The organism is Vibrio sp. ABG19 (assembly GCF_029962385.1).
In the GTDB taxonomy this organism is placed as follows: Bacteria; Pseudomonadota; Gammaproteobacteria; order Enterobacterales; family Vibrionaceae; genus Vibrio; species Vibrio ostreae.
On record NZ_CP071707.1, the window covers coordinates 248,956 to 271,413 of the forward strand.

The following is a 22,458-nucleotide window of genomic DNA, read 5'->3' on the forward strand; positions in this document are numbered from 1 at the left end:
AGTGGATTTTGTCTGACCGTTTTTCTTCAGAAACAGAGCTGGTTACCAGGCCAGACTCCGAACCGCCTTGCTCCCAATCGCCAGCACGCCGCTGGTGTGTGCGCTATCGTCACCGCGTATTAATTCAGCGCAGTATTCTGCCTTTTACCTGGCCGATTCTGGTTGAGTTAATCTGCGTGGTGTTGATGGGGATCGTCAGCACCATTCTGGTCAGCCGGATTGGTAAAGATGCCACCGCCGCGGTGGGGATCACCGACAGCGTGACCTACATTATTCTGTCACTGCTCACGGCAATCGCGCTCGGCGGCTCGGTATTGATTGCTCAAGCCTTTGGTCGCCGGGATCGGCAAAAAGCGCTGTTTGGTGCCAGTCAGGTGATGAACCTCGGCGTGTTGGTCAGCGTCGTCTGCTGCGTGGCAATGTTTCTGTTTGCCAGGCCTATTCTGGCGGTGGTGGCCTACGGCGCAGAGCCAGAGGTGATAGCGCTTGCCGATCAATACCTCAAGATGATTGCGCTGAGCTATCCGGCACTGGCGATCACGCTCTCGGGCAGCGGCATTTTGCGCGCCGTAGGCAATTCGCGCTCGCCCGCAACGACCAATATACTGATGAACATCCTCAATATCATTATCAGCTACCCGTTGATTTACGGCATCGACGCGCTGCACTGGAGTGGCTTAGGAATGCTGGGCGCCGGGATTGGCATCAGTGCGGCTCGCTGGATTGGGGCGGGAATGATTCTGTTTGTGCTCACTCACAACGGATCGCTACGCGTGCCGGCAAATGAGTTTCTCAAACCGTTCAGCCGTCCAATCCTCAGAGAAATCTTGGTCATCGGCGTGCCTGCCAGCGTCGAGTCGCTGATGTTTAACATTGGCAAACTCATTACGCAAATCATGGTTGCAGGCATGGGAACGATTGTCATGGCGGGTAACGTGGTCACTTTTTCCGTCCTGCTGTTTGTCAATATCCCCGGTAATGCGTTGGCTATGGCTGCGACCGTGTTGATTAGCAAACGTCTTGGTCAGAACCAGACCCGCACCGCGCGGTTGGAAATGCAACTGATCCTCTGGTTGGCGAGCGCAGCACTGATCGTGCTGGGCATTATGACCGTACCGTTTGCCCACCCAATTGGCGCCATTTACACCGATGACCCAGCGGTGATTGACGTTGTGGTCAATCTTATCTATCTCAATGCGTTGATGATGCCGATTTGGGCGGCGTCATTTGTATTACCTGCTGCGTTTAAGGGTGCCAAAGACGTGAAGTACAGCATGTGGACGGCAATCCTCAGTATGTGGGGTTGTCGGATTGTGCTCGGCTATCTGCTGGGTATTTATGCGCAGATGGGCATCTACGGGATCTGGCTTGGTATGTTTGCCGACTGGTGGCTACGCGGCACCCTCTATTTATATCGTATGATCAGCCGTCGCTGGCTCAATGTCTATCTCACCAGTCGGGATAACTGAGATCGTTCTAAGCTGACGGCGCCTCGAGACGCCGTCACTTTTTAATCGCTTTCGCACACCAACGCATACGACTTCGCGTATTCTTAACAAAGAACTGAGGATACCGAAGCCGCTATGACTCAGTTCCATTTCACTCGTCCTGCTTTATTTTGATCACTTCTGATTATCGTAGAACGGTTAGTTTTTCAGTCAGTTAATCGCGACAAAGCCTTGCAGCATAAGCTCTAATCCAATATGGATGCGCGCTGACTACGGCAAGAAATTGGGACGGTCTGTTTATGATTCAGATCACTAAATCATTAAAAATATAAAAAATGAACCATTGTTTCGATTTTTATCACATACCATTTCAATTAACCCTCATATAATCATTGAAAATTAAAACAGCGTTTCGAGGTTTAACATGCAATACGATTATCTTGTCATTGCAGGCTACTTTGCCCTGATGGTGGCAATCAGCTTGCTGTTCAAAAAGATGGCCAGCAGCAGTACCAGTGATTACTTCCGCGGGGGCGGTAAAATGCTCTGGTGGATGGTGGGTGCGACCGCCTTTATGACTCAATTTTCTGCCTGGACATTCACCGGTGCTGCCGGTAAAGCGTTCAGTGATGGTTTCGCCGTCCTCGCGGTCTTTATCGGTAACATGGTGGCGTATGTATTCGCTTACTTCTACTTTGCTCGTCGCTTCCGTCAGATGCGAGTCGATACCCCAACCGAAGGCGTGAAACGTCGTTTTGGTGGCGTCAACGAGCAGTTCTTCACTTGGGTGATCATCCCTCTGAGCGTGATCAACGCCGGTGTATGGCTCAACGGCCTGGGGGTGTTTGCCTCGGCGGTATTTGATGCTGACATCGTGACCACCATTTGGGTTACCGGCCTGGCTGTACTGGCAATTTCATTGCTGAGCGGCGCTTGGGGTGTAGTGGCTTCTGACTTTATTCAGACTCTGGTCGTAGCGGTTATCTCTGTCGCATGTGCACTGGTTGCTCTTTACGTGGTGGGCGGTCCGAGCGAAATTGTTAATAATTTCCCTGGTGGCTTCATTATGGGCCCCGATATGAACTATCCACTACTGCTAGTGTGTACCTTTATCTTCTTTGTAGTGAAACAGCTGCAAAGTATCAACAACATGCAGGAATCTTACCGCTTCCTAAATGCAAAAGACTCGAAAAATGCCAGCAAAGCTGCCCTGTTGGCGCTGGGTATGATGGTGGTTGGCGCGGTGATTTGGTTCATTCCACCTTGGGCGTCTGCCATCCTTTACCCTGATGCGGCGACTCAGTATTCGCAACTGGGCGCGAAAGCGGGCGATGCGGTTTACCTGGTGTTTGCACGTGAAACCATGCCTCTTGGCACCGTGGGACTGCTTATGGCCGGTCTGTTCGCCGCCACCATGTCCTCGATGGATTCAGCACTGAACCGTAACTCAGGCATCTTCGTTCGCAGCTTCTACGCTCCCGTCATGCGTAAAGGTCAGGCAACCGACAAAGAGCAGTTGCGCGCAGGTCAAATCGCGTGTCTGGTGAACGGTCTGCTGGTTATTTTCATGGCGCAGTTCTTCAACTCACTGAAACATCTGAGCCTGTTTGATCTAATGATGCAAGTTGCGACGCTACTGCAATCACCGATTCTGGTGCCGCTGTTCCTGGGGATCCTGATTCGCAAGACGCCAAAATGGACACCATGGGCCACCGTGGTATTCGGTATGCTAGTCTCGTGGTCTGTAGTGGAATTCTTCACCCCGGCGAACGTGGCAAGCTGGTTTGGTATCGATGATCTGACTCGTCGCGAAGCCGGTGAAATGCGCACCATCATCACCATTGCGGCACACCTATTCCTGACCGCGGGTTTCTTCTGCCTGACCACGCTCTTTTACAAAGAAGAGAACGACCCATACAAAGTGCAAACGGCCGAGTTCTTCAAAGATGTGGACACGGAATGTGTTGCTGAAGAAGGTCAGGACATTGTAGACCGTATGCAACGCAACAAGCTGGGTACTCTGGTGATGTTCATGGCGGCGGGTCTGTCACTGATGATTCTGATACCGAATCCAATCTGGGGAAGACTGCTGTTCCTGGGTTGTGCGGCGGTGATTGCTTTCGTCGGCTACGCTCTCAAGCGCAGCGCCGGGCTGGACACCGTAGTAGTAAAAAGTGTGATTTCTTCTAACTGATTCAATTGAACGTTCACTGCCAATCCTCGTCGGTTGGCAGTGCCATTTACGGAGATTATTTATGGCTAAAGGTGATGTAATTCAGCTGGCATTCGAATCATTCATCGACAGCGACACCCAAGTAAAAGTGACTCGTCTGACTCCAACGGACGTGATCTGTCATCGTAACTACTTCTATCAAAAGTGTTTTACCAATGACGGCAGCAAACTGCTATTCGCTGGTGACTTTGACGGAGCCCGTAACTACTACCTGGCCGATCTGAACACACAGCAGGCCAAACAGCTTACGGAAGGCAAAGGCGACAATACCTTCGGCGGATTCATCTCTAACGATGACCGTTCTTTCTTCTATGTCAAAAATGAACTGAACCTGATGAAAGTGGACCTCGAAACACTTGAAGAACAGGTCATCTACACTGTCGATGACAAGTGGAAAGGTTACGGTACTTGGGTGGCGAACTCCGAATGCACCAAACTAGTCGGTATCGAAATCCTCAAACATGACTGGCAGCCACTCACCTCATGGGAAAAGTTTGCTGAGTTCTACCACACCAAACCCACCTGCCGCCTGATTAAAGTCGATATTCAATCCGGTGAATTTGAGGTAGTCCATCAGGACAACGCATGGCTGGGTCACCCGATTTACCGTCCATTCGATGATTCGACCATAGGCTTCTGCCATGAAGGTCCGCACGATTTGGTAGACGCCCGCATGTGGTTGGTGAACGAAAACGGCAGCAATGTGCGTAAGATCAAAGAACATGCACCGGGTGAATCGTGTACCCACGAATTCTGGATTCCGGATGGCAGCGCCATGGTCTATGTTTCTTACTTTAAAGGCATGACCGAGCGCGTGATTTACAAAGCCAACCCGGAGACGCTGGAAAACGAAGAGGTAATGGTCATGCCGCCATGTTCACACCTAATGAGCAACTTTGATGGCTCTCTGATGGTGGGTGACGGCTGTGATGCGCCAGTAGACGTGGCCGATGCCGAAAGCTACGACATCGAAAATGATCCGTTCCTGTACATTCTCAATACCAACACCAAGCACTACGCGAAGCTGGCAAAACACAGCACATCGTGGGATGTACTCGATGGTGATCGTCAAATCACTCATCCTCACCCATCTTTCGCACCGGGTGATACGGGCGTACTGTTTACCAGCGATTTTGAGGGTGTGCCGGCCATTTACATCGCCGATATTCCGGCTGAACTAGGTTAAATCCCCTCTATGCTGCGCTAAGCCTTCCTTCACTGCGAAGGCTTTTTTACCCAGCCAGAATACTGCGCGAAGCTCTTGGCTGGTTTACACTTCTAACTCGCGTCAATGATAAAACATAACGGAGTCAGGAATGATCATCACCACAACCCCTCAGATCGAAGGCAAGCGGATCGTCCGCTATTGCGGCGTCATCGCCGGTGAAGCCATTATGGGTGCAAACATTTTTAAAGATATGTTTGCGGGCATTCGCGACATCGTCGGCGGCCGTTCAGCAACGTATGAGCATGAATTACAAAAAGCGCGCACCATTGCACTGCAGGAGCTGGAAGCCCGCGCTGCAGAGCTCGGTGCCAATGCGGTGGTCGGTATCGACCTCGATTACGAAACGTTCGGTAAAACCAATGGCATGCTGATGGTGTCCGTCAGCGGCACAGCCGTACTGGTGGAATAATCGGGTAATTACCGACTCTCTTTATTGACTCGGCAGGGTATTAATACCAAAAAACGTTTTTTCCTGCTCGCTCTCTACAGATAGATAAAAGCTAGGTCCACTGACAGACTTGACTTTGATAATAAACGTGAATGGGAACCACGCTGTTTGGATTTATAGCAAGCTGCATATTCAACCCAAAGATTACGGTTCACCGCCCTGCGGGTTAAAGCAATTTAGCGCAACGTGCATAAATCGTTTATGCCCACCCCTTAAATAGCTGACATAGATATTTAAGATCTGACCAGTTTATTATTTATGCCAATACCAATCCAAAGATTTTAACGTTAAATGCTCTGAATTTAATCTATTTGAAATAATAACCTTAATATATCTAAACTGGATGAGTGAATTATTAAACATATTAGTATTTTCAATATATTTTTTGATAGAGGAAACGTTTTCTTATATCTATAGCGAGTAAGCTGGGTGATAGCTCAACTGCGATCCATTGCTTTAATTAATTATAACAATAGGATCTGTTAAGCCTTAATAAAAATTACACTTTTATCAACATAAAATCTTATAGGGAACCAAATGAAAACTCTACATCATTATCCAAGGTGTAAGATAGCTTTAGCCTTATCTTTCGCTGCGTTGAGTGCTTCTGCATTTGCTGAAAACTGCTCCACCACACCAACTTCTGGTGGCACATACTATTTCATTAATAAAGGTTCTGGACAAGCGCTCGATGTTAATACCACTGATACCAGTACCGTACCTAATGTAATGAGTTACGAATATTGGGGAGGCACTAATCAACAGTTCGTATTGACTAAGCAAAGTGATAACTACTGGGAAATTAAATCTATTTATAACAGTAAGTTATTAGAAGTGTTAAACGCTTCCACTTCGAATGGTGCTAACGTGGATACATACAGTGATTGGGATGGCGATAATCAACGTTGGGAGTTAAAGGTTCAATCAGGTGGTGGGTTTAAAATCGTCAACAAGAATTCTCAGCATTCCCTCACAGTTGCTGGCTCAAGCAATGGTTCAAACGTTTACCAAAATGAAGATGCATCACTCAGTTCGCAACGTTGGTATATCAATCCGGTATCTGGTAGCTGTGGTGATTCATCAAGTTCCAGCGGTTCGTCATCCCCGGATACTTCCAGTTCCTCCGCAGCGCCCACGGCGGATGCGGCAAGAATGGCCGGTGCCAACAGTGAACCACTGACTAATGGTTATCCATCGTTCATAACCAGTGTCAAGTCAGATGCAACCGTCGTTTCAACCCTAGCCGGTGTTGTTGACGCGATTAATAATGCCAGTGCTGGTGATGTTATCTATATTCGCGAAGGTACCTATTATCCTTCCGATACTATCAAGATCCAAAATAGTGGCACTTCGACCAAAGCGATTGTACTGAGTGTATACCCGGGTGATGATCGACCTGTATTTGACTTCTCTGCAATGTCCGAAAGTAGCAGCAACCGTGGTTTTCAGGTCAGTGCTAACTACTGGCACATCTATGGCTTTGATATTACCAAAGCAGGCGATAATGGTATGTATTTGACTGGCTCGCACAATACCATTGAGTTCATGGAGTTTTATGAAAACTCAGATACGGGTCTGCAAATCAGTAGCGGCGGAGCTTATAACTTCATCAAAAACTCCGACTCTTATTACAATGCGGACTCATCACTTGAAAATGCGGATGGATTTGCCGCCAAGTTAACGGTCGGTACCGGAAACTACTTCTACGGTTGTCGAGCATGGAACAATCTTGACGATGGCTTTGATGGCTATCTACGTGACAATGGTAGTAGCGTTACAACAACCTTGGAATACACCTGGATGATTCGCAATGGGTATCAGAAAAACGGCGTGGCGGGCTCAGGTGATGGCAACGGTTTTAAAACCGGCGGAAGTGACGACAAAAATTTAGCTCACAATGGCCTTTATATCAATACCATTTCGGCAGGCAATACCGCAGATGGATACGACCAAAACAGTAACCGAGGTACGGTCACGATCTATAATGCGATTGCTTATAATAATGCACGTAACTTTGGTTTAGGCGATGGTAGCTCTCGAGAGCTGAAGAAGCTCACGCTCAACAACAGTGTGTCTTTAGGTGGCGGTAGCAGCGATAAATTTGGCGCCAGCTCAACCAGCATCAAAAACAACAGCTGGCAGAACAGCCTGTCATTTTCTTCATCTGATTTCGAAAGTGTTGATATAAATAACTTACTTGCCGCTCGTCAGAGTGATGGTAGTTTACCTGTGGTTAAATTCTTCCACCTCAAATCTGGCAGTAAGCTTATTGACGCAGGTACCGATGTTGGGCTGGATTACAATGGTAACGCACCTGATTTAGGTTCTTTTGAATCAGAATAAACGCATGTTCTAATCGCTAATCCTCAACATTTCTAGTTTATCCGGGTGTCTCAGATACCCGGATTTTTTGTTTACTAACCCTAATGTTGAAAAACAATATAGCGTGATTAGTTTTAATGGCATCTCTATAGCTGAATCGTAATCGGCGTCACTTCATTCCAAACTGAGGCAGACAATACTTATGCCGGCTCGGGCTATCATGTCCGATACAACACCTTAATCACGTGCCAGCCAAACTTGGTCTTGACCAGTTGCGGAGTGAGCACTTCGCCTTTAAAACACGCTTTATCAAACTGCGGCACCATTTGGCCCTGGCGAAATTCACCCAGATCACCGCCGCGTTTGCCCGAAGGGCACTGAGAATATTTCTTCGCCAGAGTCTGAAACTTGGCGCCTTTTTTCAGCTGCTGCATAATATCGTCAGCTTGTTCTTTGTGTTTTACCAGAATATGCAACGCTGCTGCCGTTCTTGCCATAACTTTTACCTCACCCGAAAAAGTTGCCTAGTCTAGCGGAACTCCGCACCCGATGCACTCGGCATTGTTTCATTTACATCGTGAAAACATTTTTCAAACAACTGTTCGATTGTTCTCGAACTGGCACTCCGTCTGCACTAAAAAAACCGCGTTACCGTTGCCGATGCGCTATTTTCAGTTAGTATAGAGTGAATAACGATTAATTAAGATACTAGTTATGGCTAAAACTCCCAGTAAGGCAAATCAGTCGCAGGGCATGCTGATGTTCACGCTGAATATGCAAAAACAGCTGTTCGCGATTGGAACATTAAAAGTACGCGAAATTATTCCTTTTATGCCGATGACTCAGATTCCCTACTCACATCACCATGTGGTTGGTACTGTTACCTTCCGCAACACCACCGTGCCGGTGATTGATATGGCAGCGGCGATCGGTTTTCGCCCGATCCACCCGGATGAATATGAAAAAAGCTATCTGATCGTCACTGACTGTCTGCGTACTGTCGTGGCATTTATGGTGCGCGGGATTGAAAAGATCATCGAATGTGACTGGCGCAGTATTGAGCCATCTCCGCCGTCAGCCGGGCGCAATGTTTTCGTGACAGGTATTACCCGCTACGAGCAGAAAATCGTTCAGATGCTGGATGTCGAACTGCTGCTGTCTAAAATTTACCCGCAGTATGAATCCACTAAAGTGCCGATGCTGACCGATGTGGAACGTGAGCGACTCAAAGCCCTCAATATCATGCTGGTGGATGACTCATCTATCGCACGTAAACAGCTGGCGGATGCGCTGGATCGTATCAATATCCCTTACCAGATCTGTAAAAACGGTCTCGAAGCGATTGATATGATGCGCAGACTGGCTGCAGACCATCAGGCGATTGATATCCTGGTCAGCGACATTGAAATGCCGGGACTGGATGGCTACGAGTTGGCATTTGAGGTACAAAACGACGCTCACCTCAGCCATGCCTACTGCATCTTGCACACCTCACTGTCGAGTGAAATCTGTGTCGATCGTGCCCATCAGGTCGGCGCACATGAAGCATTAGAGAAATTTAACGCCACCGAACTGATTGAAGCTATGCTGCGCGGTGCCAAAAAACTGAGCCAGCCCGCGCTCTCTTCCAGCCACTGATCACGCCTTGCCTTGCGGCCACAAACGCTGCAAGGCTTCGCGCTCCCCTTTCCTTAGTTTATTCACAACCAACTGGTAAGAACGCAGACACAGATCTTCGATCATTCCCGGCTCCACATCTCCCTGCAGCGCGACTGAAATCCAGTGACGCTTGTTCATATGGTAGCCCGGCCGAATCGCATTAAACTGGCTGGTGAGAATTTCACCGTCTTGAGGAGTGCATTTCAGGTTCACAAACCACTCCGAGGCCGATTCAAAAAACAGCACAAACATTTTGCCGCGAATTTTATACACCAGAGGCTCAGGACCAAAGGGATAGTCCGCCTGTACCTGCGGCAAGCTTTCGATAAATTCAATCAGCGTCTGCCTGGGTGTGTTTGTCAGCGCCATACGCCTTACTCCTGCGCTTCGAAATCACTCAACCACTGTTTGAGTAACAGTGTCAGCGCCTGCTGCTGCTGCGGGCTCAACGACTGGGTTAACTGCTGCTGAATGTTGACATGTTCCTGCACCAAAGTATTGATTAATAACAATCCCTGCTCACTGAGTTTGACTTCAATACTGCGTCGATCCGCCGTGCTGTGTACGCGGGTGATCAGGCCTTTCTGATCCAGTTTATCCAGCCGGTTGGTCATCGCGCCTGAGGTAAGCATCATAGAAGAAAGCAGCTCTGACGGTGTCAACTGATAAGGGACTCCGGATCGCAGCAACGTGGCGAGCACGTCAAATTCGCCCATTTTCAGACCATGCTGCTTGTGCAGTTCACCCACCGCTGCTTCAAGGTGCTTAATCAAACGCATCATGCGTCCCATGATACCCATAGGTAAAGTGTCTAACTGTGGCCGCTCTGCCTGCCACTGTGCAAGTACGCGATCAATCGCATCCATCGGGTTGTATTCTCCTTTATCGGCTTCGATAATTTACTTTAACATAAAGATACTTTACAAGAAGCATTCTGTGCGATAAATTTCACTTAAATATCTCAACATAAAGATACTTGATATGAACATTTTATTTGCCATGATTCCTGCCTTCCTGTGGGGAACCACCTACGCTGTCACTAAATCTACCTTGGCCGACTGGCCACCTTTGGCACTAGGAGCGTTGCGCGCACTGCCTGCCGGTCTGCTGCTGCTTGCTCTAAAACCAAGCTGGCCTGATAAGACAAGCTGGAAAACGCTGAGTATGGTTGGCCTGGTCAATATTGCCGCATTCTTCAGCCTGATCTTTGTCATGGCTTTAACGCTGCCATCAGCCATTTCGGGGGTCGGTATGGTGTCTGTCCCTGTCTTTGCCATGGGCTACCATTGGCTGGTCCGGCGTCAACGACCATCGCTGATTCAGTTGATGTGCGGTCTAGGCCTGGTGCTGCTCGCCTGGATGTTATTTGATCCTAAAACCCTTAGCCTCAACCCGTTTGGTCTGATGGCCATGCTGGCAGCAATCATGTGCATCATTTTTGGTTCAACCCTGACCAAGGCACTGGGTGGACGCATTCACTGGTGGTCAGTGCTGACCTGGCAACTGATCATTGGCGGCCTGGCGCTGAGCGCGGCTGCACTGGTACACGCTTTGATTGAACCTCATGCCTATCTGGAGGCGCTACATCATTTTTCTGCCCGTAACGCTATCGGCATCCTATGGATAGTGGTGGCCAATACTGTTATCGGTTATGGTTTGTATGTGTGGCTACTGCAACGTATGTCGGTGGTCGATTTTACCTTTGGCGGTATCGCCAATCCGGTGGCCGGTATTGTGTGCGGGGGCTTGTTACTGAGTGAATTTTACCAACCGCAGCAATATGCCTTGATGGCCGGGATGATCGTCATGTCATTATTACCTCAGGTGATCGCGCTGCTGCGTCAGCGCCGCCCGTTAAAACTGGCTGCTCACTCGTGAGCGGCCTAATTTAATTAGGTTTTGATCTGTATAGAAAAAAGGACTTAGCTAAAGCCTAGTCTGACTCATGGAACCTTACATATCATGCGTTTTTTAAAGCATTGCTGACCAAACTCAGCTATTATTTGCTAATCAAATGGTTATCGCCTAGTGACTTCCGATACATAATGACTGACGACGATTTCAAAAAATCCACGGCCAACCTCAAACAAGCCGTTCCACTGATGATCAAAAACCATGTTGCCGCGACGCCTGCCAACTACGCGCTCTGGTACACCTATGTTGATAACAGTATGCCTCAGTTGAACGAGGAGATGGACGCCATTCTGGCCAACTTCGATCTGTTCCCGCCAGCCACTGGTGAGCATCTCTACAAGACGCACATAGCGACCAGAGCCGAAACCAGCGTCAGTGAACTGCGCAACAATATCGAATTGCTGGCCAATGAAATCTGCTGCTCCATGTCAGACACCATGACGGACACCAGTGCATTTGAGGCCGCTATCGATAAAAGTCTGAATGACCTTGAACGGGTTGAGCATGAAGAGCTTTCCATCGAGGAAGTGATGATGATGATCCGTCAGTTTGTCAGTGAATCACACGATATCCGGCACTCGACCCGTTTCCTCAACAACCAGTTACAGAGTGCCAGTCAGGAAATATCACGCCTGAAAGCGCAGCTGGCGACGGTACAGCGCGATGCCCTGTTTGACAGCCTGTCTGGCCTGTATAACCGCCGAGCCTTTAATGATGATCTGGCCGCCCTAATGCATGGCCACCAGCCAATGAGCATTATTTTGCTCGACATCGATCATTTTAAAAGATTTAACGACGAATTTGGCCACCTGTTCGGCGACAATATCATACGCAGCCTGGGTAAACGTCTGCAGGCGAGTTGTCGGGAAGGTATCACTGCTTATCGTTTTGGCGGCGAAGAGTTTGCACTAATCCTGCCGAATAAATCATTGCGCAGCGCACGCCAGTTCGCCGACACGTTGCGCCGCTCAATTGAAAAACTCAAGGTACGCGATCGCCGCAATAATAACCAGGTTGGTAACATTACCGCCTCGTTCGGAGTTTCGCAGCGTGATGACCTTGATAGCGCGCAGTCACTGCTCGATCGGGCCGACCAAATGCTGTACGACGCCAAGCACTTGGGACGTAACCGGGTGATGCCGATTTAAACAGGCACGTCAAGCAGCACACAACAGCTTTGCGAAACGCTGAGACAATAAAAAATCCACCGATTTAACCCGGTGGATTTTTTATTACTGAAGGCCTTACCCAAAGTAAACGCTTTGGCGATGAATCAAGTTACCTAATATCACTGTGCTATGTATCACTCTGATATAAGGCTCTGATTGATATCACTGCGCGGCTTTTCACCGCAACGTTTTGCTATCACAGATTAAAGCAGTAGCTCAGGCAGTAGTCTTCTCCGCTTTTGGACGTGTATTCTTTATCCTCACTGCACGCCTGTGGTCTGCCACGCTCGTCTCCCTTAATAAGGCTTATCCAGTGACGCATCGCAGCGGTCGGTTCCGTCTCATCACACATCTGACAGAAGGTGGTACAGGTCTCAAGCTGGATATCGTCAATCTCTACCAACTCAACGCTGCCGGTGCCTTTCATGCAGCCCAGCAGCACTTCTACATGGCAGCCACTGCCATCACGCAGCAGGATTGAGCACGGATTGTCTTTTCCGCCAGTGTACGCCACAAAGTGTTTCGGATATTTCAGTCCACTGTGAGTACCGTCTTTGAAATAGGCCAGTACGTGACTGTAATCAATCATGTAGCTAGTCACATCTTGGTGTGAGCCATTTTCCAGCGGAAACAGGCGATCGAGCAGCTGTTTGGCTTTGGCTTGTTTTTCACACTGCTTATCAGCGCTGATCGTCTCGACGGCGAAGACAGCTTCAGCGATAAATGGTTTCGGTTGTTGTTGGATTTCTGTTTTATCGAATGTCAGCATATTCATCGTCTTTCCCTCATGGATAACCAAAAATGTTTCGTCCTGTGCATTCACATTAAGCTGGTTAAGTATTTTTGTTTTCCAGTTTGTGACTTGCTTGTTTTGTAGATTAGCGGATTTTTTACTACAATTTCACAACAAAAATTTTACAATGTGAATTTTACAAAATGGCCGTGTCAAAAAGCTTAGTCAGACAGTCTCATTTTCTCGGGACTAAAGTCAGAAACCTGAGAAAACGCAATCACTTAACAATGGAGGATCTCTCCGCACGCTGTATTCGGGTTAATCCGGAGTACGCGCCATCCGTCTCCTACCTGTCGATGATTGAACGGGGCAAACGGGTACCAAGTGTGGAAATGCTCGAGGTGATCGCCAATGTATTTCAAACAGATCCGGCCTGGTTTCTCGATGACGAGCCGGAGCAGGCCGATATCACCCCGGACAAAGGTAACCGGGGCGGGATCAGCGGCATGGCTCTGGAGCCAAGCTTCTTGTTTTCGAACGACATTTTGCAGATCGCCATACCGGAAATGCTGTCACAAACCGGCATTACCGGTCGCCAGTTTGCTCATCTGCTGATCCGAGCCCACCAGGAAAGCCTGCAGAACCATTTTCCCGATTTGGAACGTGCTGCTGAAGAGGTCGGTCTTAAACGTCTGAACCTGGCGGTGGAAGATCTGTTCGATATCGCCAAAAGCCTGGGGCTGAATATTCGCTGGGTACAGCGTACACCTCGTGACGTGGTGGACGAGCTTGGGGTGAGTGCCAAACAGCTTATCACCTCATTTTTTGAACCTCCCGGCACCATTTATCTCAATGAAATCCTGCGCCAGCATCCGACACGGCTTAAATATGATCTGGCGGTCTACATTGGTCACAATGTCCTGCACAGCAAAGACGGCCTGAAAAGCGTACTCACTGTCGGTCATACGCAGGGCTGGGAAGAGCAAGACAGCCAGCCCACTTCAGAGCTTAACTCGCAGGATATTCTGCAGGCGTGGCGAGACTTTGAATCGAGCTTTTTTGCCGGTGCCCTGCTGTGTCCTAAAGTTCCCTTCCGCCAACTACTCGACCGCAATGGCTATGAAATTGATGTGCACCTCAAAGCCGGTGTATCACCGTCGGTCGCGATGCGCCGTATGACGGTCGTTTCACCCTACCCGTACTGGCACTATTTCGATGCTTACGGAGCAGGAAAGCTCAAAGCGGTTTATCGTGGTAATGGTATCCCTCTGCCCTGGGGCAATATGCGTAAAGTTAACGACCCCTGTCAGCACTGGGCGGTTTTCCGTCGCCTCTCTGAGCCTCAACCGGACAGCTCCGCACAGATCTCGATTCTCAACGTCGGGGACGAACCGCGTATTTACTGCTGTGAATCGATCAACATGACCGATCCTGCCGGCAATAACCGGGTGTTGTGCGCAGGTATCGATCTTAACCCGGCCATTGCAGCGCAAGGTGGAGATGCACTGGCCATCGCAGAAGAGCTGAAAGCGTCTTGCGTCAGTCACGGCGGGAGTACTGTGATTCCGGGCACAATTAAGAAAGATTTACTCACTATCGCAAAAATTCTTAATATTAACTGGATTGAACGTGGGATTGAAAATGAAGCCCGCTTGATTTGCTCACGTGGTGCAGTCTGTCCGCGTCAACCAAGCTGCTATGCAAAATGCGATGGAGAAGAGTAAAAGTCACACAACATCCGGCCAACTAAGATATTAATGTAAAAAGTTAATTGCCGGAAAAAGAGCAAAAAAAAAAGGTTCATCGCGGATTAGCGGGAACTTAAAACAAAAACGGTAGTAAGTGATAAGGTTACATCGCCAAACACAACCTTACACAAACTACCGTTTTCATGCCGAATCATACTTTCCTATCATCGTTCTGGGAAGGCTTTCATGTCGTAAAGTCTGTACAAACGTCTTCTCTCATCACGATTACTCTCCAACCCAGCACAACTGCTCGATGTTCATGTGGGCAACATGTTCAAGCCATACATGATTATCAGTGGCGCACGATTAAGGAAGCGATGATTCTCGGCGTACCCGTCGAGCTATCCCTACAAACAAGGCGTATCAAGTGCCCTGACTGCGGTATCAAAACCGAATCTATTTCTTGGCTTGAACCTTTTGCTCGCCTGACTAACCGCTTAAGAAGTTACATTGAGCAGTTGTTGCCTCTTCTTCCTATCAAACATATTGCCCAGATGACGGGGGTTCATTGGCATACGATTAAGGCGATAGATAAGCGTCGGCTGCAACATGTGGTGCCAGAGGTTAACTGGGCAGAGCTGAGACAACTGGTCATGGATGAGTTTGCTCTCTTCAAGGGACATCGTTATGCCACTGTTATCGCGGATGCTAAGACGCATCAAGTGCTTTGGATAGGCGTCGGACGCAGCCGAAAAGATATCCGTCCCTTCTTTGAATTACTCGGTGAGCATAGCCAGAACATAGAAGCGGTTGCAATGGATATGAATACGGCTTTCGACTTTGAAGTGCAGCAACATTGTCCTAACGCCCGCATTGTGTACGACTTATTCCACGTGGTCGCCAAATTTGGCCGGGAAGTGATGGATAGAGTCAGAGTTGACCAAGCTAATCAACTCAAACAGGACAAGAAAACGCGCCAATGGGTGAAACGTTCACGCTGGGTTCTCCTCAAAAACAGAGCTAATTTAGACGGTAAGCAGGAGAGCTATCTGAGTGAGATACTGAGCATGAACAAGGACTTAATGGTGACGTATTTACTTGGCTCTCAGCTTAAAGAGTTATGGAGGTGCCAGTCGGAAAGAGAAGCGGAAGACTTATGGGACGTATGGTGGGAGCAAGTTCAAGAAAGCGGGATCAAGCCGCTTATGGACTTCGCGAGAAAGCTCAAACCGTATCTTCATGGCATCGTTGCTTCTGCAAGCTACCCACTCAATACCTGTACGCTCGAAGGGATAAACAACAAGATAAAGTTAATCAAACGAATGGGCTACGGTTACCGAGATATCGATTACTTTTTTTTAAAGATAAAAGCGGCTTTCCCCGGAAAGCCGCGATGAACCAAAAAAAAGCCAATCGCAATAAAGGCGGTTGGCTATATATAGATGTGAACAAGATGGTTCACTAACAACGTCAGTTGGCTAGGTGACCCTCGGCTTAAAAGGGTCACTGTATATAAAGCACATAGCGTGCCAACTTATAAAATGCTTTAAATACGGGGTTACCGGTGAAAAATAGAACGATTTCATTACAACTGATATCATAATACAATTGCGATTTGCAATTACTTGCATTTTGCAACGCCAATAAGCAATCTAACACTAAGCATGCTAACTCATAAAGCCGCTCGGTAACCTAACGTAACAAGCAGCGCACGGACACCCATTCGTTTACCTGAGGTCAGAGTCATCGCGCTTATCTCCTGTTACTGTGAACGAGCCGCCCCGTTATAGTGGGCGTTATGAAACTACAACAATTAGAATAAACAAATCAGTCGTTAAATCCACACTTAAATTGTTATTTTGGTTGTATAAATTATGGAAAAAGAGACATCAGGATTATTTGATAACAGCCCACAATGGATCGATATTGCAGATGGACGTTTGCTGTGGGTAGAACATTTTCTGCCTCAAGCAGAGGCGGACGAGATTCAGTCCGTGCTGACGCGTGAACTCGCTTGGCAGCAGGAGTCGATCACTCTGTTTGGTAAGAGGGTTATTCAGCCACGCCTGCAAGCCTGGTATGGTGACCACAGTTATACATATTCCGGACTGACTATGGCGCCCACCCCCTGGACTCCAACCCTGAATACGCTGCGCCAACAGTGTGAACTAGCCGCACATTCATCATTTAATTCAGTGCTGGCCAACTTGTATCGCGACGGACAAGACTCTATGGGCTGGCATCAGGACAACGAACCGGAACTGGGCCATCAGCCTGTGATTGCCTCGTTGTCATTCGGTGAAACCCGTCGTTTTGTGTTAAAACATCTGCACAGCAAAGAGAAATTTGAGCTGCTACTTGGGCACGGCTCACTGCTGGTGATGGCAGGCCCTACCCAGCACTACTGGCAGCATTGTGTACCAAAAACCGCAAAGCCCAGAGAGCCGCGTATCAATCTGACTTTTCGGTATATTTACCCTTAGAAGATTTAATATTGCTGTGTTTTTACACAAGCCTGACGTCAGTTTCACTTCACATTAGGACTATCTTCTATGCTTAGTTGTTATGAATGGTCATTTTCAGGCTTACTATGTTGCTACCTCGCTCCTACCTAATCAGCTTACTTTCTGCAGCACTGCTGATGCCTCAACCGGCACTTGCCGCGTCAATGGCTCAGGCAGACAGCGCCAATGAGAATAATAGCGCATCGGTTGACAATTATGCTTACACCGCCGATCTGATTCGAAATACCTTTGAAAGTCAGTTGTACACACTGCCCGCTTTTAAAGAAGGCCACTATGGTCTGAGAATGTATCGCCAGACGCTGGATGACAAATACGCTGCTGCGGTATGGAGTGATATGGCCAGAGTAGCCAGTCAGCTCAACTATTTTGCGGCTGAAGTGAATACGCCCGAGCAAATTTATCTCTATTCGCAACAAAAGCTTGCCAACTACGGCAAAGACCCCTCGATTCGTTCCAAATTGCGTTACACCGTATCGAAACATACCCCGGAATATCTCTACCTTGGTCTTGATCTACTCGGCAGTATGGCGAGGGCCAATGAATATGGCCTCAAACACCGCTCCGATAAGCTATTTAGGAACATCATCCGTCGCTACGACTTCAGCAACTATGCCACGAATCCGGAAATGATCCGTGCCTGGGCAGCACAGTTGGCCAATCAGGTTTACTGGCTACGCCAATTGGGTGAGCAAGATGTGGTCGATAAGTTTATCCAGGCGTTTCGCGCAACCTATCCAGATAATGAGGATGATGACCTGTCACCACAGCAATTTGAAAATAAATTGTATGGCATGACACACATTATTTTCGCCGCTTCGGAATACTATCAACACCTGGTCAGTGAACAGCAATATCAGTGGATATACGATTATCTGCGCGCCAATATCGATACCATATTGCAGCATGCCAAAGAAGATGTGATTGCCGAAGTAGGCATCAGTTTCTTATTAGCAGGACTGGATGATGATCCCGTGGTCGACAAGACCCGCCAGGCCATCGTTCAGGCAATGAATAAAGAAGCGAGCATGGTGCCTTCCGTCAGAGGAGGCACCAACCTTGCCCGGGGCGAACATCGTAATGTGCTGGCGATTATGCTGCTCGACTGGCAGGGCGTACATGAAGCGCCAACGTTCGCCCATCAGCCGGACATTTTTGCCGACTTGCCGTTCGGACTGGAACCGGCCAAAGTCGCTCCAAGCCCCACTCCGGCCATCCAATAAAAGCGCCCCAGACAAGTAACAACTTAAGCGGAATGCAGTTTGTGGGCGGTGGCCGCTTTCCACAACATTGGTAAGACATTAGTCATCATGGTCGCGACAACAATCAGCAGCAGTCCGAGATTCTGAACCGGGCTGTATTGCACATCGAAAAACACCACCTGCAGCACCGCAGAGAACAGCAGATTGGTAAAAATCAGCGGTGCCAACTGAGATCCGGACTCAGCCAGCCGATACGCCTTAGAACGAAAGATCTGCGTATTAATCACCAGCAGGGAAACCGCGAGCAACGAACCGACAATGACCAATAATTGCGGGTTCAAGGTCAATTGGCCTGCGGCTTGCCAGGGCACGAAGACGAGCATCGGCAGCAAAACAATCGATGCGATACCCAAACTCCACAGATTGATATCAACCGAACGCATGTTACTTTTCGATACCCGATACAGACACAGCTGAGAAGCCGCGTTAAGCAAGCCAGCCAACAGGCCTGACATCAGCTCCGGACGCCATTCGACATGTCCGACACTGCCGGACAACATCACCACGCCAGTAAAAGTACTGACTAACCCAGCCAGCGTCGTCAAGGGCATGCGAACACCAAAAAAGAGCTTTTCTAACAACGGAATGAACAGCGGCCCGGTACTGAACAACACCACACTTTCAACCAGCGTCAAATGTTGCAACGAATAGATGAAACAGAGCTGACACGCCGCCAGGCACAATGCACGCATCGCCAGCGGCTTGTACATACTGCGCGTTGGCAAACGCAATTGAGTCAACGCGAGAAACACCAGTAAAATCAGTGATGGGATGGCAAAACGCAGCACACTCAGCAGACTGAGTGGTAATACAGTAGTCAGGTACTTGGTCAGTAAACCTGTGATGGACAGGCTGGCGGTCGACGACAGCATAAACACCACAGGTAATAATTTGTTGGGCATGGAATTCTCCTTCATCTGGCGCTTATATTACGTCAGTGACAGCGGAAAAAATAACGAGTAATATTGACCAAACTTGTTAGAAAAACTTACACATGCGAAAACTACTGCCTCTTAAATCCCTGTACTCATTCATCGCTGTGGCAGAAACCGGCAGCATGACTGAAGCGGCACAGGTACTCAATGTCAGCCACTCAGCAGTAAGCCAGGCGATTAAGTCACTGGAAAGCCAGCTTAATCAGCCGCTGTTTAACCGGGTCGGACGCAGTGTGATCCTCAATAGTGCCGGTAAAAAATATTACCGCCAGATAGCCCCCGCGCTGGAACAGATTGTCGATGCAACCGAGTCCATGCTGGTAAGTAATACCCCGAACCGCCTCACTCTCAACATGATTAACTCTCTGGCGCTGCATTGGTGGATCCCGCGCGTACCCAAATTCCAGCAATTTGCGCCGGAAATTGATATTCGTATCTCGACCCTGACCGGTGCATTTTCACTCGAAGCTGAAGGTGTGGATGTGGCGTTGATCCACGGTATCAAAGAGGAATGGCAAGACTATTATTGTGAAAAGCTGGCGGATGATGAGCTCAGCCTGGTCGCACATCCGGAGTTAATTCAGGCACTGACCGACACCTGCACAGAGTCGGTCATTCAACATTACCCGGCCATTTTTGCCGCCAACACCCGGCGTCAGGACGACTGGAAAATATGGTGCAATGCCAATCAGGTTTGTCTGCCCAAACAGCATAAAAACCTGACGTTTACCACCTCGGCCCAGGCTGTACAGGCGACGATACGCAAACTGGGCGTTTTTGTTACCCACCGCCAGTTTGTGCGCGAAGAGATCGACCATGGTTTGCTGACCGAAATCGGCCAGGTCACTGTACATCCGAAGCAGGGGTTTTATTTTGCCTGCCAGAAAGACAAACTCACTCTTGAAAGCGTCATGTTGCTGCGTACCTGGCTGACACAGGAATTTTCATCGGCGTAATATGATTTGATTAAACTGCAGCAGAATGAGTTTTCAGCCACATCAGGTATCAGCGCCGGACATCCCCTCCCCTTAATATCTGTATTGCTATACGTAAATATCCTTAAATGTTCAAAGGTTGAATTAAGTCACATCCTTTTTTTCATACCTTGCTTCAGACAAAAAAATCTAATCTAGACTTTAATCGAGCGGGTTTACAATATAAGGATATGATACCCATGGGTAATCTGGTCGGAAGTCGACTCAGAGAGATGGCAGAACTGGGCCAGATACGCAAACAACAAATTGTGCTGTTAAGTGCTGTGATTACGGTGTTCGTGCTGGTGCTGTATACGGTGCTCGACGCTGCAAATGCAAGTTGGTGGTATCTGAGCTTTAACATTGCCTGCTCACTCCTTGTGGGTGGCAGTCTGCTCTATTCTTTCAAACACACTTTTAGTCTGGCTGGCTATGTCCTCACTGGGGTACTTTTGGCGCAGGCGGTGATTGTTTTTTTGATGGGAGAACTCCACCCCAACCGACTTTTCTGGCTGTATCCAATTATCGCAACGATCATTTTTATCAACCGCTTTCCTGTCGGCCTGCTGCTCAGTGGCGGATTTTGCCTGTTAAGCGCTCTGACCATCTATAGCCGTCACCCCAGCCTTGGCGGAGAAGCGATGGCTGCCGATCGCTTGATCATCAGTCTGCTGGTGCTAAGCCTTATCTGTAATATTTGCACCTACTTATACACGCAGGCGGCAGAGTATATTCAGTCACTTTATCAGGAAGGATTGGAAGATATGGCCTACACCGATCGCCTGACTGGCCTGGCGAATCGCTGGAGTTTTGAGAACTGGGCCAAAGGCAAGCTGGAGCAGCAAAGAAATCGGGAGTCACTGACTGCACTGGTATTTATTGATATCGATGACTTCAAAATCATTAATGACAATTATGGTCATCAGATAGGTGACCAGGTCCTGAAACACTTTGCTCAACGCCTGAAAAATAACGTCCGACACCGCGCTCAGGGGACAGATCAGGACGACTATTCGATTGCGCGCTTTGCCGGCGATGAGTTTGTCATCCTGCTCTATGGGGTGAAGAATAAACTCGATCTCGACCATATCCTTGAACGTATTAGTCACCTTTTTCATGACAAACTACAAGAAGAAAACCGCACCTTGTTTAAACAGCTCACCGTTAGTGCCGGTGCCGCTCTGTTTCCGAACGACGCCAATAACCTTGAAGAGTTGACCCGCTGCGCAGACAAGGCAATGTACGCCGCCAAGCATCATGGTAAGAATCAGTACTGCTACTACCATACATTATCTGAAACGCATCCTCTCGAAGAAAAGACAGCTCACATCACGACCACACCTCTGCACGCGGTCAGGCAGACATATACATCAACCATAAGCCAGTGATAGCAAACACCACCAGCCAGATAGCATAACGGGCCGTATTAGGTTTGTCAGGTTTGGGCTTGATCAACGGGCGCATCGCCAGCCGTCTGGCTCTGCGGGTCACTTCCACGATCGAGGGCTCTTCAATCTGTCTCAGTTCTTCACGCTTTTGCTCCGCATGATTTGCCGCACGGGTAAAACGCTGCAGCTGATCCAGCGTTAAGTCTTTGTCCGGGTCGTAACGCGGATTCTGATCCGTATGTTTGGGAAGTACCGCCATAGTGACCTCCTCACTATTATCTTTCTCTCGTTAGTCGCCATCCACTGATTTTGTTACAGCATATTGTTTCAAACTAAGTCCAAATCTTTGACTATCAAAACTGCACGACAACGCGTGATGACACGCAAAATATCAACCACAAGTATCACGGGCTTTCAGGGCTTGGCGCTTCACCAAACAGCCACGTTAATAAACCCTATTCTTGTACGTAAAACCTATTCTGTGCTTAAAAAACCGCTGTTCTAAGTATAGTTGAGAGACAGAAATCCGTACAAA

At 48.4% G+C, this 22,458-nt stretch carries 20 protein-coding genes; 14 read left to right on the plus strand and 6 right to left on the minus strand.

The genetic code is table 11. The features are described 5' to 3' along the window. Positions 1 to 8 precede the first annotated feature (8 nt). From J0X00_RS01110 to J0X00_RS01130, 5 genes are all read left to right on the plus strand, one after another. A complete protein-coding gene (locus J0X00_RS01110) occupies positions 9 to 1,469 on the plus strand; it encodes an EmmdR/YeeO family multidrug/toxin efflux MATE transporter (protein WP_256611394.1) in 1,461 nt (486 codons plus the stop codon). A gap of 403 nt (positions 1,470 to 1,872) precedes the next feature. After that, entirely contained in the window at positions 1,873 to 3,642 is a 1,770-nt protein-coding gene (locus tag J0X00_RS01115) for a sodium:solute symporter family protein (RefSeq protein ID WP_218561552.1), read from the plus strand. A 61-nt stretch (positions 3,643 to 3,703) separates the two neighbouring features. Further along, positions 3,704 to 4,867 carry an oligogalacturonate lyase family protein gene (locus J0X00_RS01120; protein WP_282476782.1) on the plus strand — a complete coding sequence of 388 codons (1,164 nt, stop codon included), beginning with the start codon at positions 3,704 to 3,706 and terminating at the stop codon, positions 4,865 to 4,867. 130 nt (positions 4,868 to 4,997) lie between these two features. Next, complete coding sequence (locus J0X00_RS01125) at positions 4,998 to 5,318, plus strand: heavy metal-binding domain-containing protein (RefSeq protein WP_218561554.1); 321 nt, start codon at positions 4,998 to 5,000, stop codon at positions 5,316 to 5,318. A gap of 576 nt (positions 5,319 to 5,894) precedes the next feature. Beyond that, positions 5,895 to 7,700 carry an RICIN domain-containing protein gene (locus J0X00_RS01130; RefSeq protein ID WP_218561555.1) on the plus strand — a complete coding sequence of 602 codons (1,806 nt, stop codon included), beginning with the start codon at positions 5,895 to 5,897 and terminating at the stop codon, positions 7,698 to 7,700. A 197-nt stretch (positions 7,701 to 7,897) separates the two neighbouring features. On the opposite strand, the gene ppiC is transcribed toward J0X00_RS01130, so the two are convergent. After that, entirely contained in the window at positions 7,898 to 8,176 is a 279-nt protein-coding gene (ppiC, locus tag J0X00_RS01135) for a peptidylprolyl isomerase PpiC (RefSeq protein ID WP_136483792.1), read from the minus strand. 217 nt (positions 8,177 to 8,393) lie between these two features. On the opposite strand from ppiC, the gene J0X00_RS01140 reads away from it, so the two are divergent. Further along, the gene (locus J0X00_RS01140) at positions 8,394 to 9,317 is read left to right on the plus strand and encodes a chemotaxis protein (protein ID WP_218561556.1); all 924 of its coding nucleotides are present in this window, start codon (positions 8,394 to 8,396) and stop codon (positions 9,315 to 9,317) included. Here the strand turns inward: J0X00_RS01140 and J0X00_RS01145 are convergent, their stop codons facing one another. Together J0X00_RS01145 and J0X00_RS01150 are read right to left on the minus strand one after the other, a co-directional pair. After that, positions 9,318 to 9,707: an MmcQ/YjbR family DNA-binding protein gene (locus J0X00_RS01145; RefSeq protein ID WP_136483790.1), complete on the minus strand. Its 390-nt coding sequence runs from the start codon at positions 9,705 to 9,707 to the stop codon at positions 9,318 to 9,320. 5 nt (positions 9,708 to 9,712) lie between these two features. After that, positions 9,713 to 10,204 (minus strand): MarR family transcriptional regulator, encoded by a 492-nt coding sequence (locus J0X00_RS01150; RefSeq protein ID WP_282476783.1) that lies wholly within the window; start codon positions 10,202 to 10,204, stop codon positions 9,713 to 9,715. Positions 10,205 to 10,319: 115 nt separating this feature from the next. On the opposite strand from J0X00_RS01150, the gene J0X00_RS01155 reads away from it, so the two are divergent. After that, positions 10,320 to 11,216 (plus strand): EamA family transporter, encoded by an 897-nt coding sequence (locus tag J0X00_RS01155; RefSeq protein ID WP_282476784.1) that lies wholly within the window; start codon positions 10,320 to 10,322, stop codon positions 11,214 to 11,216. A gap of 167 nt (positions 11,217 to 11,383) precedes the next feature. Next, positions 11,384 to 12,400 (plus strand): GGDEF domain-containing protein, encoded by a 1,017-nt coding sequence (locus tag J0X00_RS01160; protein WP_136483787.1) that lies wholly within the window; start codon positions 11,384 to 11,386, stop codon positions 12,398 to 12,400. 217 nt (positions 12,401 to 12,617) lie between these two features. On the opposite strand, the gene J0X00_RS01165 is transcribed toward J0X00_RS01160, so the two are convergent. Further along, positions 12,618 to 13,196, minus strand: coding sequence for a hypothetical protein (locus tag J0X00_RS01165; RefSeq protein WP_218561558.1), 579 nt, complete (start codon positions 13,194 to 13,196; stop codon positions 12,618 to 12,620). Positions 13,197 to 13,357: 161 nt separating this feature from the next. Between J0X00_RS01165 and J0X00_RS01170 the strand changes: the two genes are divergently transcribed. The 4 genes from J0X00_RS01170 to J0X00_RS01185 all read left to right on the plus strand — a co-directional run bounded on the left by J0X00_RS01170 (position 13,358) and on the right by J0X00_RS01185 (position 18,587). Next, complete coding sequence (locus J0X00_RS01170) at positions 13,358 to 14,878, plus strand: DUF3612 domain-containing protein (protein ID WP_282476785.1); 1,521 nt, start codon at positions 13,358 to 13,360, stop codon at positions 14,876 to 14,878. Between the two features lie 167 nt (positions 14,879 to 15,045). Beyond that, on the plus strand, positions 15,046 to 16,239 hold the full coding sequence (locus J0X00_RS01175; protein WP_282476786.1) for an ISL3 family transposase: 1,194 nt from the start codon (positions 15,046 to 15,048) through the stop codon (positions 16,237 to 16,239). A 477-nt stretch (positions 16,240 to 16,716) separates the two neighbouring features. Next, on the plus strand, positions 16,717 to 17,325 hold the full coding sequence (locus J0X00_RS01180) for an alpha-ketoglutarate-dependent dioxygenase AlkB (RefSeq protein ID WP_136483784.1): 609 nt from the start codon (positions 16,717 to 16,719) through the stop codon (positions 17,323 to 17,325). A 185-nt stretch (positions 17,326 to 17,510) separates the two neighbouring features. Next, positions 17,511 to 18,587 carry a DUF3541 domain-containing protein gene (locus tag J0X00_RS01185; RefSeq protein WP_282477014.1) on the plus strand — a complete coding sequence of 359 codons (1,077 nt, stop codon included), beginning with the start codon at positions 17,511 to 17,513 and terminating at the stop codon, positions 18,585 to 18,587. A gap of 23 nt (positions 18,588 to 18,610) precedes the next feature. Here the strand turns inward: J0X00_RS01185 and J0X00_RS01190 are convergent, their stop codons facing one another. After that, a complete protein-coding gene (locus J0X00_RS01190; RefSeq protein ID WP_282476787.1) occupies positions 18,611 to 19,528 on the minus strand; it encodes a DMT family transporter in 918 nt (305 codons plus the stop codon). Between the two features lie 92 nt (positions 19,529 to 19,620). Here J0X00_RS01190 and J0X00_RS01195 point away from each other — a divergent pair, with 92 nt between their 5' ends. Both J0X00_RS01195 and J0X00_RS01200 read left to right on the plus strand, forming a co-directional pair. After that, on the plus strand, positions 19,621 to 20,517 hold the full coding sequence (locus J0X00_RS01195; RefSeq protein WP_136483781.1) for a LysR substrate-binding domain-containing protein: 897 nt from the start codon (positions 19,621 to 19,623) through the stop codon (positions 20,515 to 20,517). A gap of 218 nt (positions 20,518 to 20,735) precedes the next feature. Beyond that, complete coding sequence (locus tag J0X00_RS01200; protein WP_282476788.1) at positions 20,736 to 21,923, plus strand: GGDEF domain-containing protein; 1,188 nt, start codon at positions 20,736 to 20,738, stop codon at positions 21,921 to 21,923. Here J0X00_RS01200 and J0X00_RS01205 read toward each other — a convergent pair. Then, complete coding sequence (locus J0X00_RS01205) at positions 21,889 to 22,182, minus strand: hypothetical protein (protein WP_218561561.1); 294 nt, start codon at positions 22,180 to 22,182, stop codon at positions 21,889 to 21,891. The two genes, J0X00_RS01200 and J0X00_RS01205, sit on opposite strands and share 35 nt — an antisense overlap. Between the last annotated feature and the right edge of the window lie 276 nt (positions 22,183 to 22,458).